Source organism: Mesorhizobium erdmanii, from assembly GCF_013170725.1.
GTDB classification, from domain to species: Bacteria; Pseudomonadota; Alphaproteobacteria; order Rhizobiales; family Rhizobiaceae; genus Mesorhizobium; species Mesorhizobium erdmanii.
On the sequence record NZ_CP033361.1, the window covers coordinates 4624191 to 4637993 of the forward strand.

Genomic DNA, 13803 nt, shown 5'->3' on the forward strand with positions numbered 1-13803 from the left:
CCATGCTGTCACCAGCTTTCACCTGGAGATCGACGGCGAAGGCGCCTCTTCCGCCCGATCGCCGCTATCCGCTGGCGCCAAGAGCCGCCATTGGAAAGCATTTGGTTAACGCGCGTTGAAAGGGCAGATCGGCCTTGGAGATATTCCGGCAACCTGAAATTTAACGATTTATGACACCGTCCTCACGAACAATTGATTTGGCGGGGGTATTTCAAAACCATGATTCGGAGATTCGGAAGCGATCGGCGTGGCAATTACGCGCTGATGACCGTCCTCGCGACGGTACCACTCATGGGTGGCCTGGCGCTCGGTGTCGACTACACGGAAATGGTGCGCCAGCGACAAAACACCTTGAACGCGCTCGACGCCGCCGGCATTGCCACCGCCCAGCAAATCGTCGCCGGTGCCAGCGACGCCGACGCCAAGGCCTACGCCAAGAATTTCTTCGAGACCAATCTCCAGCATATCGATCCGGCCAACACCTCGCTGGCCGTGACGCTGCCCAACAGCAACGCCGGCGGCGGAACCTTGAAGCTCTGCAGCACCTTGACCTACAAGCCCTACTTCCTGCCGACGGCAAAACTGCTGGTGGGCGGCAGCGCCACCAACAGTGACATCAGCTTCGGCACATGCTCGGAAGTCCGCCTGAAGAATACGCTGGAAGTGTCCCTGGTGCTCGACAATTCCCGCTCGATGACCGACCTCGGCAAGGGTTCGAACAAGGTGCGGTTCGATCTTCTGAAGGATGCCGCCAAGCAGTTGGTCGACCAGTTGGCGGGCCAGGCGCAGATGATGAAGCAGGTCACGAAACCGGTCCAGTTCAGCCTCGTTCCCTTCGCGGCGTCCGTCAATGTCGGCCCTGACAATGCCACGGCGTCGTGGATGGACACCACCGGGATTTCGCCGATCCATCATGAGAATTTCGACTGGGCAAGCATGAGTTCGACCTATTCGTCCACCAAGTACGCGCAGAACATCGCCGGCGTCTGGTACGCCAAGGGCAGCGGTTGGGACGCAACCCAGAAGGACCTTCCGCTGACCCGCTTCTCCATCTACAACCAGATGAAGCGCACAGCGACGGCCACCTATGTCGCGCAGTTCAAATGCACCGCCACCTATTCCAACGGCTCATGCAGAACCTGGCAAAGCGGTTACAACTATACCTATGGAAGCGTCGCTTCCTGGGGCGGCTGTGTCGAGTCTAGACCGTATCCTTACAATATCAACGACACCGCCGCGTCGACCGCGACGCCAGCGACGATGTTCGTGCCGATGTTCGCGCCCGATGAGACAGATCTCACGGATAGCAACAACGCGCCTCGCCCCGCCAACAACAATTGGCTTGCCGACGGATCGACGGGCAACAGCGCGGCACGACAGAGCTATATGCCGAAATATTTTACCGCTCCTGGCACCACGGTCACTCCAGCCTATGGCATGAATGCCGGCCCGAACACGAGTTGCAGCACCACGGCGATCACGCCGCTGACCGATGTTTCCACGACAACCGGCGCGACCGCGGTGAAAGGCGCTATCGACGCCATGGCCGCCGACGGCGCTACAAATGTCCCGGAAGGAATGGCCTGGGGCTGGAGAACGCTTTCCAGCACGGCCCCGTTCACCGATGGCAGGGCCGAGACGGAAAGAGGCAACGACAAGGTCCTGATCGTCCTCACCGATGGAGCAAACACCTATTACACACCGACCTCGGTGGTGGCGCAGACCTACTCTGGAACCAACTGGAACTATGGCGGCAACGATCTGGCCGCCAGTAAGGCGATCTATTCGTCGCTCGGCTATATCTTGCCTTTCAGCAACGGTTACACCTATGGGCGGATGTTCCTCGGCACCAGCGCCAACGTCAGCAAGTCCGACTATTCCAATCCAAACTACACAAAGGCGATGAACGAGCATTTCACCACGCTTTGCAACAACGCCAAGGCCGCCAACATCATGGTCATGACCATAGCGCTCGACCTCGATGCGACCAAGACAGCGGAAAAAACACAGATGGATGCGCTGAAGGCCTGCTCTTCGGATTCACGCTTCAGCAAGGATCCAACCGATCCGAGCAAGCCGATGAAACTGTTCTGGAATTCGACCGGAGCAACGCTCTCCGACGATTTCAAGGCGATCGGCAATGAACTGTCCAACCTGCGCATCGTCAGTTGATCGTCTGGGTTCCTCTCGCAAACGCCCTGCCTCGGCAGGGCGTTTTGTTTTTGGGCGGGTCGCGACATCGGCCTCGGATTGGTTAGCGGTTGGTGAAGCGCCGACCGAGCAATAGAGCGGTTTCCCAAACCCGTCCTTCAGCGTTTTGTGGAAAGTTGACGTCAATCGAGAATCCGCCGGCGGGGGCCGCTGCAAGACATGCATGAACTTTGGCGTCGGTTCCGCCGCGACAGACGCGGCAACTATGCTCTTATGACAGTCGTGGCGATGGCCCCGCTGATGGGCGGCCTGGCGATCGCGATCGATTTCACGGAAATGAACCGTGAAAAGCAGATGGTGACGAATGCGCTCGACGCCGCCAACTTCGCCACCGCGCGCCGGCTGACGGAAGGCGCAACCGACGACCAGTTGAAAGCCTATGCGCTCGATTTCTTCAACGCCAATTTGAACGACATCGATCCGGCCAGCACGACGCTCAACGTCACCTTGCCGAGCAACACCAGCGGCGGCGGCCTGCTCACGATGGCGGCACAGCTTGCCTACAAGCCCTATTTCTATCCGGCCTTCGCCCAGCTCGTCGGTAGATCCGCAACCGATGCGAACCAGAGAATCAACTTCAACATCACTTCCCAGGTCCGGCTGAAGAACACGCTGGAAGTTGCCCTGGTGCTCGACAATTCCGGATCGATGACCACGCTCGGCACGGGCTCTGGCCAGAAGCGCATCGATCTGCTCAAGACCGCGTCCAAGCAGCTGGTCGACACGCTGGCGCAGCAGGCGGTGATGATCAAGCAGGTCGACAAGCCGGTGCAATTCGGCCTCGTACCCTTTGCCGCTTCGGTCAATGTCGGCCCGGGCAATGGCAACGCGTCGTGGATGGACACAGAGGGCCTGTCGCCGGTGTCGAACGAGAATTTCGATTGGTCGACGCTGAACGCCGCCGACAAATACGCCCAGCAGACCAACGGCATCTGGTACAAGCGCGGCTCGGGATGGGGTGCCCAGGAAGGCCAGATGCTGACCCGGTTCTCGCTCTACCGCGACATGCAGGTCGTCACGAACCATGAGCGCGTCGTCAACAGCAAGCGTGTCGTCTGTGCCGAGTACTATTCGAACAATACCTGCAAGCGCAGCTACGACGCCTATGACTACGTCGATACCTACGGCCCGTTCGCCAGCTGGCAAGGATGTGTCGAGGCCCGGCCCTACCCGTACAATGTCAATGATGCTCCGCCGTCGGGCGGCTCTGCAAACACCGGCATAGGGATCGGCGACCCGGCGACGATGTTCGTGCCGATGTTCGCGCCGGACGAACCCGGCAACCAGTGGAAGGTGACGCAGGACCCCAAGGAGGCGACCCCAAAGACCTACGGTGCCGTGAACAGCTGGTGGAACGATGATCCAGCGAGCAGCACCGGCCAGTCCCAGTTGCGCACCATGACCAAGTACTTCATGCCGCGGCCGATCGATGCGCCGGCCCTGCCCACCGGCAATGGCCCGAACTACAGCTGCACCACCAACCCGATCACGCCGCTGACCGATGTCAGCGTCACCGATGGGATCACCTCGATCAAGGCCGCGATCGACCTGATGCAGCCGAATGGCGGCACCAATGTTCCCGAGGGCCTGGCCTGGGGCTGGCGGGTGGTCTCGAGCGGCGAGCCGTTCACGCAGGGGCGCCTGGAAACGGAAAAAGGCAACGACAAGGTGGTGATCGTGCTGACCGACGGCGCCAATACCTACTATACGCCGTCCTCGCTAAGCTATTCGGACCCCGCCAACTCGAAATCGACCTATGCGTCCTACGGCTATCTCAAGCCCGGCTACAACGGCACCTCGGTCGGGCGCATGTTCATGGGCACGTCGAGCGCCATCGGTCAGCTCGACTATTCGAACGGCAATTACACCAACGCGCTCAACGAGCAGATGGCAACGCTTTGCAACAACGCCAAGGCGGCCAACATCCTGGTGATGACGGTGGCGCTCGACCTGTCCACCACCAATCCCGGCGACATGCTGGCGATCAACGCGCTGAAATCCTGCTCGTCGGACTCGCGCTTCCGCAAGGACCCGACGGATCCGACCAAACCGGCAAAGTTGTTCTGGAATGCGACCGGCGCCAGCCTGTCGAACGATTTCAAGGAAATCGGCAACGAATTGTCGAATTTGCGGGTGGTTGGCTAAAGCGCATCGCGCCTGAACGGACATGCATTCCCCGTGGCGCAACGCCTGGTTCCGGCAAGCCCTTGCGGGCGCGCGCCGTGACGGGCACATATTGGCCGCTCGCGGGATCGTGCAACCATCGCGGGCGTGCCTGGGGACAAACAAATGCCCGATACCGCCAACCATATCGCTTTCGCGCTGGTCTGCCTCGGCATGGTGCTGACGCCAGGCCCGAACATGATCTACCTGATCTCGCGCTCGCTGTCGCAAGGACCAAAGGCCGGCCTGATCTCGCTTGGCGGGGTCGCGGTTGGCTTCTTGTTCTATGTGGTGTCTGCGGCATTCGGCATCACAGCGCTGCTACTCGCCGTGCCCTACGCCTACGACGCGCTGCGTTTTGCCGGCGTGCTTTATCTCTTGTGGCTGGCCTGGCAGGCCGTGAAGCCTGGCGGCCGCTCGCCTTTCCAGGTGCGCGACCTGCCGAAAGACCGGCCGCGCAAGCTTTTCGCCATGGGATTGATGACCAATCTGCTCAACCCCAAGGTGGCCGTTCTCTATCTGTCGCTGCTGCCGCAATTCATCAGCATTGGCAAAGGCCATGTCCTGTCGCAGCTTCTGGTGCTCGGCGCGACGCAGATCTCGATCAGCCTGACCGTCAATGCCATCATCGCGGTGACGGCAGGCTCGATCGCCACCTTCCTTGCCGGACGGCCATTGTGGCTGGTCATCCAGCGCTGGATGATGGGAGGCGTGCTGACGGCATTGGCGCTGAAAATGGCGACCGATGCGCAACGCTGAAGACGAATAGCTCCCTACATCGGCCGGCGGATCGGCCGGATTTGCGCATGCTCGATCACCCTGCGATAGAGGTGCCAGGTGGCATGGCCCAGGATCGGCATGACCACGGCCAGTCCGGCAAACAGCGGGATCGAGCCGATCACCAGCAGCACGGCAACCAGCAGCCCCCACAGCGCCATCTGCAGCGGATTTGCCATTACCGCTCGAGCCGAGGTTTCAATTGCCGAGACGGCACCGACATCCCGGTCGAGCAGCAACGGAAAGGCGATCACCGTTGTGGCGAGAACCACCACGGCAAAGACAAGACCAGCCGCATTGCCAAGCAGGATCAAGGTCCAGCCCTTGCCGGTCGTCAGCACCTCGCGGACGAAGGCGCCGATCGAAGCCGGCGGCTGGTCACCAAACAGGCTGGTGTAGATCGATTGCGCGGTGAACAGCCACAACAGGAACAGCGCAAACAGCATGATGCCGATGACCGCGATCGACGGCAGCGCCGGGGAACGGCGCACGTCCAGCGCATGGCGCCAATCCGTGTTCATGCCCAGCTCGCGCCGGCGGCTGATTTCGTAGAGCCCGATCGCGGCAAAAGGCCCGACAAGGGCAAAGCCCGACATCAGGGGATAGACGAGTTGGACAGCATTGGAGCCCGACGTCCACTGCGTCAGGATCAGGCCGACGATCGGATAGATCAGGCACAGGAACACGTAGTGGGACGGTTTTGCCCAGAAATCCTCGGCGCCGAGCTTGAGCGCGTCCCAGAGATCCGTCGTGGTGATGCGGCGCACCGTGGGTTGCACATGCATCCCATAGGCGTCCGCCATGACATGAAAGCCGGCCATAACCATCCTCCCGTGTGTCGGGGGCGGTCACCGCCGGGATGGCCGCCCGCAGCTGCCACTAGTAGATGTGGCAGCATAGCCGATTTGCCAGGGGTTGTCGCGCAATCGATGACCTGGATCCGTTGCTCGTTGTGATCTTCTCTTCATGTCGCCTCTCATTTGGCGTGCTTGGGCGGACCCTCCTTTGGCCGACCATTGCGATCAATTTTAGCATTTAAGTATTTTAGAGATTGCTTAAATTCATCGTAGAGACCCTTGGCGTATCAACCTGAATCTTACAAAGTTTGGGCGATAGGCAATGTTGAGATTGAAAGGCCTCTGGTCTTCGAAGCGCGGCAACTTTGCCATGGCCACCGCCATAGCGATGCTGCCGATAATGGCTGTCGTGGCTGGAACGGTCGATCTGACGGGCACGAGCGATGACGCCGCGCAGTTGCAGAACTCGCTGGACGCGGCCGGACTAGCGGTCGGCACGAAGTACCTACCCAGCATGGCCGCGAGTGATGTGCAGGGACTTGGGTTGACATTCTTCGCGGCCAACCTGAGCCTCGCCGACCAGCAGGAAAATGCAGGCAGCATCTCCGCTTTTTCGGCGACCGCCAGCGGCGACCCCAGCGCCTATTACATCTCGCTTTCGTCCGGCATCAACCATCCGAGCTTCATCAATGGCGCGGCGGCCTGGCCAGCTCACCGTTCGGCCACGGTCAAGATGAACCCGGGTTCGCAGGCCTGCGTGCTGGCGCTCGATCCACATGCGTCGGCCGCCGTGAGCCTGCAGGGCTCGACCGATGTCGCCATGAGCAACTGCGTGATCGCGGCAAACTCGGATGCCTCCGATGCGGTCAGCAGAGGCGGTTCCGCGCTGGTTTCGGCGGGCTGCGTCTCAACGGTGGGCAGCACTTCCGGGCTTTCGCCGCCCAGCGCCAATCTCAACTGCGGAGCTCCACTCGAACATCAATATGCGTCCTTCGATCCACTGGCGAATGTCGCTCCTCCGCCCTACACGTTGTGCCTGCCCGTCCCGAACGGCAAAACCTATACGCTGTCTCCCGGAACCTATTGCGACAAGACTTTGTCCGGAAACATCACGCTCAATCCTGGAGTCTACATCCTGCGTGGCGTCACCATAAAACCGGGCGGCAACGGCAGCCTGACTGGTCCGGGCGTGACTTTATTCCTCATGGAGGGGTCGCAGATCTACATAAATGCCAATGAACAGGTGAACCTATCCCCACCCACCAGCGGTCCCTACGCCGGCATCACCATTTTCGAGAACCGCGGAAACACATCAGCCTTGACGCTGAATGGCGGCGCAAATTCCGTGATCAGCGGGTTTGTCTACGCGCCTGACGCGGCCATTTCCTTTGCCGGCAACTCAGACATGAGCGGTCAAGGGGACTGTCTGAGGCTTGTTGGCTTGACCGTGCAGATGACTGGAAACTCATCCATCAAAACCGACTGCACGGCTGTGTTTGGAAATCGAGACATGTATGCCAGCCGCCACATCACACTTGTGAAATGAGCGGTCAATTGCCGTTTCGATGTCAGATTTTCACCGTACTGCCCGGCAAAAGCCATGATCGCGGCTATCTCAGGCAGGCATGACCACTACGAGAAACGAAACTGACCACATCACGAATTTAGGCAGGCGCAAATGGCTCAAGGCTGCCGGTATCGCGTCCTTGGCTGTGCTAGCCGCCTGCAGCACCGTCTCTGTACCGACGGGCGAAGGCGCGGGCGTCTCTTCCTCCGCCACGGCCACTCTGGCGGGCTTGCGCGCGACAGCCGGGCTTGGCCCGCTGACGCCAGACACCCAACTCGAGCAGGCGGCGCTACAGCAGGCTGGTTACATGGCGTCGCGGGAGCGCATGAGCCACACCACCGGATGGGGCAAGGATTTCGCCTCGCGCATGAAGGACAATGGCGTGCGGGGAGCCGCGGCCGAGAACATCGCCGAAGGCCGTTTCGACCAGCAGAAGCTGTTCGACGTCTGGATGCACTCGCAAGGCCACCGCCGCAACATCCTTGACCCGGACTTCAGCCGCTTCGGACTCGCCTATGTCCGCGATGGACGTGACCCCAACCTGCGCTACTGGTCTCTGGTTCTCGGCAAATAGAGCTTCCCCGGCCCGTCCGCTCGTCACCTGGATTGTCGCGTCCTGCCACGGAGACTCAAGCGCCACCGCGGCCCCTAGTCCATATGCGCTGCGGGCGCGCCACCGGCTGGGGCCCGCGCCGGCTTGCGCAGCAGGAATACGAACGGAATGGCGAGCAGCGTCATCATCATCAGTATTTTGAAGTCGTTGACGTAGGAGATCATCATCGCCTGGAGATTGACCATGCGGTCGACCTCCGACAGCGCCATCGGATTGCCGCCCGCGGCCGCCGGCGAGACCGCCCAGAGATTGGGATTGAACGGGTTGATGAAGGCTGAAAGCTCGGCGTGGTTGATCTGCGTGTTGCGCACCAGGAGCACCGTGACCACCGATACGCCGATCGACGAGCCCAGATTGCGCACCAGGCTGAACAACGAGGTTGCATCGGTGCGGTAGCGTGCGTCGAGCGTGGCGAAGGCAACCGTGGACAGCGGCACGAACACCATTCCCATGCCCAGGCCCTGGATGACGCCGGAGCTGAGGATCAGCCAGTTATCCATCTGCGGGGTGAAGCTGGCCATGGTGTAGAGCGACTGCGCGGTCAGCAGAAAGCCGATGACGACCAGAATTCTGGCGTCGATCTTGCCCATGAGCCGACCGACGACGAGCATCGAAATCATCGTGCCTACACCGCGCGGGCCTATGACGATGCCGATGGTGACAGTCGGATAGCCGAAAATGGTCGACAGCATTGGCGGCAGCAGCGACATCGAGGCCAGGATAAGCACACCCATGACGAAGATGAATGCCAGGCCGGTCACGAAGTTTCGGTCGAGGAATATCTTGGGGTCGATGAAGGGATGTTCCGCCGTCACCGTGTGAATGATGAACACCCAGAAGCCGGTGATGGCCAAGCCGAGTTCGATCCAGATCTCGACCGAGGAAAACCAGTCGACCTCGCCGCCGCGGTCGAGCAGCAGCTGCAGCGCGCCGACGCCGAGCGATATCATGGCAAAGCCGAAGAAATCGAAGCTGCGCACACGGCGGGCAACAACCGGCAGATAGGCGGCCATGCCAAGGAAGGCGACGATGCCGACGGGCAGGTTGATGAAAAACACCCAGCGCCAGTTGAAGTTGTCGGTCAGCCAGCCGCCCAGTGTCGGACCCAGGATCGGCCCCAGCATGATGCCGGCGCCCCAGATGGCCATGGCCTGGCCGTGACGCTCCTTGGGATTGATGTCGAGCAGGAAGGTCTGCGACAGCGGCACGATCGCGGCGCCGAACACGCCTTGCATCAGCCGGAACAGCACAATGGTTTCAAGGCTCCATGCCAGGCCGCACAGCATGGAGAAGATGGTGAAGCCGACCACGGCCATCAGGAACAATTCCTTGCGGCCGAAGCGGTCGGCGAGCCAGCCGGTGACCGGCGTCATGATGGCGGCGGCGACGATGTAGGAAGTCAGCACCCAGTTGATGTTGTCCGGAGAGGCGCCGAGATCGCCTGCCATGGTCGGCAAGGCGACGTTGGCGATGGTCGTGTCGAGCGCCTGCATGACCGTCGCCAGCATGAGCGCAACCGTGATCAGGCCGCGATGCGGCACTTCTCGAAATGGTTCTGGCGTGCTCATGATACGGAACTTCCAGTAGGTAACAAAAACGTGTACACGGGGTTTCCGGGCGGCAACGCCTTCCGTCGAGAGACCCTCGTCGCGGTGGGACGCGATTATCGATGTGGGGGTTACATCGATTGAAAGTCTCTATTCTAGCGGATGCCTGCCGCCCGGAAACATGAGGACCAACGGGTCCGTGTCGAAGATTTCAGATTTCGGCCAAGCCACTAGGCAGCCCGAACCGAGCGCTGATCCCTCCCACTCCCCCCATCAGACCAATCCTGAACTCCACTTCCACCCGCTGGTCCGCGGGCTTTTGCTGACTTACTGCGCGGCCTCGCTAGCCGTGGCGTGACCGAATATGGCGGGAAAACCACGCGCAACGCCGGTATCGACGGAGACGCTGGCGCTCATGCCGGTGCGCAGCGCCATCCTGGCGTCGGGATCGGTCAGTTCCAGGCGCACCGGGATGCGCTGCGTGACCTTGACCCAGTTGCCGGTCGCGTTCTGAGCGGGCAGCAGCGAGAATTCAGCACCCGTTCCGGCCCCGATCGCCTTGACCGTCGCCTCGAAGGTCCTGCCCGGATAGGTATCGACGACAATTTCGGCCTTCTGGCCCGGCCGCATATTGGTGAGCTGGGTTTCCTTGAAATTGGCATCGATCCAGGTGTCGCCGGTTTCGACCAGCGAAAACAGCGGCGTGCCGGAACCGACATACTGGCCGACCTTGAAGGACGAGGCCTGAGAGATCACGCCGTCGGCCGGCGCCTTGACCGTGGTCTGAGCCAGGTCGTAGGCGGCCTTGTCGCGTGCCGCGAGCGCCGACATCACGGTTGGATGCTTGTCGGTTTCGATGTCGGGATTCCCGCCGAGCGCGGCCTTGGCGCTGATGATGCCCTGACCGGCAACGGCAAGCTGCTGCTTTGCCTTGTCGAGGTCGTTGCGGGCCTGATCCAAAGAGGACTTGGCGTTGATGCCCTTCTGCGCGAGATCGGCGGCTCGGTCATATTGCGACTGGGCATAGTCGACCTCGCTGCTGGCGGACTTCTCCTGCGCCATCGACTGGCTGTAGGCGGCGCGCAGCTGCTCGACGTTGAGGCGTGCGGCAGCAACCGCGGCGTCGGCCTGGGCAAGCGCGATCCGGTAAGGCTCGGGGTCGATGGCGAACAGGAGATCGCCCTGCTTGACCACCTGATTGTCCGCTATGGCGACCTGAACGATGCGGCCGGCCGTGTCCGAGGCGATCGACACCTTGGCCTGCTGCAGATTGGCGTTCTCCGTCTCCTGATAGCGCCCGCCGGTCACCCAGACATAGCCGCCACCGATGATCAGCGCCGCCGGCAAGGCAAACATCAAAAGGAAGCGGCCCAAGGGGCGCTTCTTCTTCGGCGCCGGTACCGGCTCCAAGGGAGGAGCGACCGCAACGGGAGCTGCGGCCGGCTGTGCCGGCGCTTCCATTTCAACTTCGGGTGCGCCTTTGTTGACCTTTGCTACCGCGTTCATGCTGCCGCGCCTTCCGCATTCTTGATCTTTTCGAGCGACGAAGCTTCGCCGTCGGCCAGATTCTTCACGATCACGTCGAGCGCCCTGATCAGGACGCGGCGGTCCTCCGGCGAAACGCCGACAAGCGATTCCTCATAGACTTCGCCAGCGAGGCTCTTGACCTCGGCGTAGGCGGCGCTGGCCTTGGCGGTCGGGAAAATCATGCGCACCCGGCGGTCGGCGGCGTCGGCGCGGCGCTCGATCCAGCCGCCCTCCTCCATCCGGTCGACAAGGCGCGAAACGCTGATCGGTTCGATTTCGAGCAATTCAGCGAGGCGAGCCTGGGTAACGCCCTCCTCCTTTGCGACGCGCACCATCAGGCGCCATTGCGCGGACGAGAGGCCAAGCCCGCTGGCGCGCGTCTCGAAGCGCTTGCGCAGCAGACGCTGCACGTCGTGGATCAAAAATCCCAGTCTGTCTATGCCGTCGGAAACCATGAGCGATAGATATAATAAGCGTGCTTACTATTCAAGATGTCTCGTTGCGGGAGAATCCGCCAGATGCGCATGACGGTCGTCCAACGTGATCGTGGTTAGCGATCGATGAACGTCGCAAGACGGCAGGACCAGCCATCTTCACAGGCGATTTCGCACAACCAGCGTGACGACGAAGAAGGCGCCGAGCGAACTGGTGATGATGCCGATCGGCAGTTCCTGCGGCGGCAGCAAGGTCCGCGCCAGAAGGTCGCTTGCCAGCAGGAGCACGGCGCCGAACAGTGCGCAGCTCGCAATCAGGCGCAGATGCAAGGCACCGGCCAACGGCCGCGACAGATGCGGGATCATCAGCCCGACAAAGCCGATGACGCCGGCGACCGAGACGAGAATTGCCGTCGAGAAGGCGGCGACGAGAAAGGTCATCCTGCGCATCCGCGCCACCGGCACGCCAAGGCTCTCGGCGGCACTTTCACCGGCCAGGAAGGCGTCCAGCCTGCGATGATTCCACAATCCGTACGCGGCAATCGTGCCGGCGCCAACTGCGCCGAGCCACACATTGTCCCAACGCGCCAGACCGAGCCCGCCCATCGTCCAGAACAGCACCGAATGGGCCGCACGCTGGTCGCCGGCAAAGACCAGATAGTTGGTCAAGGCGGTGAACAGGAAGGAGACGGCAAGCCCGGCGAGGATCAGCCGTTCCGGCCCCTGCCCCCTCACCCGCGCGACCAGCAGCAGGACGATGCAGGCGGCCAGTATGCCGCCGGTGAAGGCCGCGACCGGCAAGGTCCAGATACCGAAACTGTCGCCAAAGACGGTGATGACGGAGACAGCCCCCGCGGCCGCGCCCGACGACAGGCCGAACAGGAAGGGATCGGCGAGATCGTTGCGGGTCACCGTCTGCAACAGGGCACCCGTGATGCCTAGGCCACCGCCGACGCAGACCGCCAGGAGCGTGCGCGGCAGCCTGAGATCGACGACGATCTTGCCGACCGGGCCCGACACCTGGTGCTCGTTCAACCCGACGGCATGGCCAAGCGAGGCGATGACGTCGGTAAGCGGGATCAGCGTCGAACCATAGGCGATCGACAGCAGCACGAGGGCGACGACCGCCACCGTGCCCGCCACTATCGCCAGCACGAATGCCTTGTGTCCTGAAAGCGCACCGGGTTTATGCACCGAGGCCAGAAGCATCAGAACGCTTCCGGATGCATCGCCTTGGCGATCTTTTCGATCGCCTCGATGTTTGCAGGCCCGGGCGTCAGTTCGGCATAGCGGAGCGCGACGAAGCGCTCGTTCTTGACCGCGTCCGTCTCTTTCATGGCCGGATGGACCTTAAGGAAATCGAGCAGTTTCTTGTAGCCGCCGCCATCCTGGTAATCGAGCAGGATGAGGAATTGCGGATTGCGCGACGCCACGGTTTCCCAATCCGTATTGCCCCAGCTCGTTTCCATGTCGGCCATGATGTTGTCGCCGCCGGCAGCAGCTATCATGGCGCTCGGGATGGCGAATTTTCCTGATGTGAACGGCTTGTCCTCGCCGGAATCATAGAGGAAAACGCGCGTCCCCTTGGCGCTGCCAACTTTCGCGGTGATCTTGGCCAATTGTGCCTTCCAGCCGGAGACGAGCCTTTCCGCGTCCGCCTCCTTGCCGAAGATCTTGCCCAGCTTTTCGACGTCGCCATAGAGCAGATCCATGGAGGCGGCCGGGCGGTTCTTGTCAAGATGGACGCAGCTTTCGGACAGCACCAGCGTCTTGATGCCGTACGGGGCGAGCGTGTCGGGGGTCACGTCGCCGCCGGGCTTCATGCCGTAGTACCAGCCGGCGAAGAAGAAATCGGGCTCGACCGCGACGAGGTTTTCGAGCGTTGGGTATTTTGGCGCCAGCTCGGGGATCGAGCCCTGCTCGGCCTTGAATTCGGGGCCGACCTTGTACCATCCGGTGATACCGGTCAGGCCAACGATCGACTGCTGCAGCTTCAGCGCGAAGGCCATCTCGGCCATGTTTAGGTCATGGATGACGGCGCGCTTGGGCGGAGCCTCGAAGGTCAGCGGTTTGCCGCAGCTGTCGACGGTGACCGGGAAAGCAAAGGCTACCGAGGCCAGCAGCGAGAAGACGAGCGACAGTGCGAGACGTTTCACAGGTTTTGCTC

Annotated in this window: 11 protein-coding genes; 5 read left to right on the top strand and 6 right to left on the bottom strand. The window is 61.6% G+C overall.

Going from position 1 to position 13803, the window contains the following annotated elements; translation table 11 throughout:
* Positions 1-219: 219 nt before the first annotated feature.
* The 3 genes from EB233_RS22545 to EB233_RS22555 all read left to right on the top strand — a co-directional run bounded on the left by EB233_RS22545 (position 220) and on the right by EB233_RS22555 (position 5133).
* Positions 220-2172, top strand: coding sequence for a TadE/TadG family type IV pilus assembly protein (locus tag EB233_RS22545; protein WP_064992198.1), 1953 nt, complete (start codon positions 220-222; stop codon positions 2170-2172).
* Between the two features lie 198 nt (positions 2173-2370).
* Positions 2371-4356 carry a TadE/TadG family type IV pilus assembly protein gene (locus EB233_RS22550; protein ID WP_064992197.1) on the top strand — a complete coding sequence of 662 codons (1986 nt, stop codon included), beginning with the start codon at positions 2371-2373 and terminating at the stop codon, positions 4354-4356.
* Positions 4357-4500: 144 nt separating this feature from the next.
* On the top strand, positions 4501-5133 hold the full coding sequence (locus tag EB233_RS22555; protein ID WP_027054935.1) for a LysE family translocator: 633 nt from the start codon (positions 4501-4503) through the stop codon (positions 5131-5133).
* Positions 5134-5147: 14 nt separating this feature from the next.
* Here the strand turns inward: EB233_RS22555 and EB233_RS22560 are convergent, their stop codons facing one another.
* Positions 5148-5972, bottom strand: coding sequence for a DUF2189 domain-containing protein (locus EB233_RS22560; RefSeq protein WP_064992323.1), 825 nt, complete (start codon positions 5970-5972; stop codon positions 5148-5150).
* A gap of 298 nt (positions 5973-6270) precedes the next feature.
* Between EB233_RS22560 and EB233_RS22565 the strand changes: the two genes are divergently transcribed.
* Both EB233_RS22565 and EB233_RS22570 read left to right on the top strand, forming a co-directional pair.
* Positions 6271-7494, top strand: a complete 1224-nt coding sequence (locus tag EB233_RS22565) for a Tad domain-containing protein (protein WP_064992196.1) — start codon at positions 6271-6273, stop codon at positions 7492-7494.
* A 79-nt stretch (positions 7495-7573) separates the two neighbouring features.
* On the top strand, positions 7574-8089 hold the full coding sequence (locus EB233_RS22570; RefSeq protein ID WP_064992195.1) for a CAP domain-containing protein: 516 nt from the start codon (positions 7574-7576) through the stop codon (positions 8087-8089).
* Between the two features lie 74 nt (positions 8090-8163).
* Here EB233_RS22570 and EB233_RS22575 read toward each other — a convergent pair whose 3' ends face one another.
* The 5 genes from EB233_RS22575 to EB233_RS22595 all read right to left on the bottom strand — a co-directional run bounded on the left by EB233_RS22575 (position 8164) and on the right by EB233_RS22595 (position 13792).
* Positions 8164-9696, bottom strand: a complete 1533-nt coding sequence (locus EB233_RS22575) for a DHA2 family efflux MFS transporter permease subunit (RefSeq protein WP_064992194.1) — start codon at positions 9694-9696, stop codon at positions 8164-8166.
* Positions 9697-10002: 306 nt separating this feature from the next.
* Positions 10003-11181 (bottom strand): HlyD family secretion protein, encoded by a 1179-nt coding sequence (locus tag EB233_RS22580; RefSeq protein ID WP_064992193.1) that lies wholly within the window; start codon positions 11179-11181, stop codon positions 10003-10005.
* Positions 11178-11657, bottom strand: coding sequence for a MarR family winged helix-turn-helix transcriptional regulator (locus tag EB233_RS22585; protein WP_064992192.1), 480 nt, complete (start codon positions 11655-11657; stop codon positions 11178-11180). Before EB233_RS22585 ends, EB233_RS22580 begins: the two co-directional genes overlap by 4 nt.
* A gap of 138 nt (positions 11658-11795) precedes the next feature.
* Positions 11796-12845 carry a FecCD family ABC transporter permease gene (locus tag EB233_RS22590; RefSeq protein WP_064992191.1) on the bottom strand — a complete coding sequence of 350 codons (1050 nt, stop codon included), beginning with the start codon at positions 12843-12845 and terminating at the stop codon, positions 11796-11798.
* Positions 12845-13792 carry an ABC transporter substrate-binding protein gene (locus tag EB233_RS22595; protein ID WP_064992190.1) on the bottom strand — a complete coding sequence of 316 codons (948 nt, stop codon included), beginning with the start codon at positions 13790-13792 and terminating at the stop codon, positions 12845-12847. The genes EB233_RS22590 and EB233_RS22595 overlap by 1 nt, the downstream gene beginning before the upstream one ends.
* Positions 13793-13803: the final 11 nt, after the last annotated feature.

What these genes read in the sequence shown, in the direction of transcription:
- EB233_RS22545 (WP_064992198.1), top strand. Translation starts at nt 220, where the DNA reads ATGATTCGGAGATTCGGAAGCGATCGGCGTGGCAATTACGCGCTGATG.
- EB233_RS22550 (WP_064992197.1), top strand. Translation starts at nt 2,371, where the DNA reads ATGCATGAACTTTGGCGTCGGTTCCGCCGCGACAGACGCGGCAACTAT.
- EB233_RS22555 (WP_027054935.1), top strand. Translation starts at nt 4,501, where the DNA reads ATGCCCGATACCGCCAACCATATCGCTTTCGCGCTGGTCTGCCTCGGC.
- EB233_RS22560 (WP_064992323.1), bottom strand. Translation starts at nt 5,972, where the DNA reads ATGGCCGGCTTTCATGTCATGGCGGACGCCTATGGGATGCATGTGCAA.
- EB233_RS22565 (WP_064992196.1), top strand. Translation starts at nt 6,271, where the DNA reads ATGTTGAGATTGAAAGGCCTCTGGTCTTCGAAGCGCGGCAACTTTGCC.
- EB233_RS22570 (WP_064992195.1), top strand. Translation starts at nt 7,574, where the DNA reads ATGACCACTACGAGAAACGAAACTGACCACATCACGAATTTAGGCAGG.
- EB233_RS22575 (WP_064992194.1), bottom strand. Translation starts at nt 9,696, where the DNA reads ATGAGCACGCCAGAACCATTTCGAGAAGTGCCGCATCGCGGCCTGATC.
- EB233_RS22580 (WP_064992193.1), bottom strand. Translation starts at nt 11,181, where the DNA reads ATGAACGCGGTAGCAAAGGTCAACAAAGGCGCACCCGAAGTTGAAATG.
- EB233_RS22585 (WP_064992192.1), bottom strand. Translation starts at nt 11,657, where the DNA reads ATGGTTTCCGACGGCATAGACAGACTGGGATTTTTGATCCACGACGTG.
- EB233_RS22590 (WP_064992191.1), bottom strand. Translation starts at nt 12,845, where the DNA reads ATGCTTCTGGCCTCGGTGCATAAACCCGGTGCGCTTTCAGGACACAAG.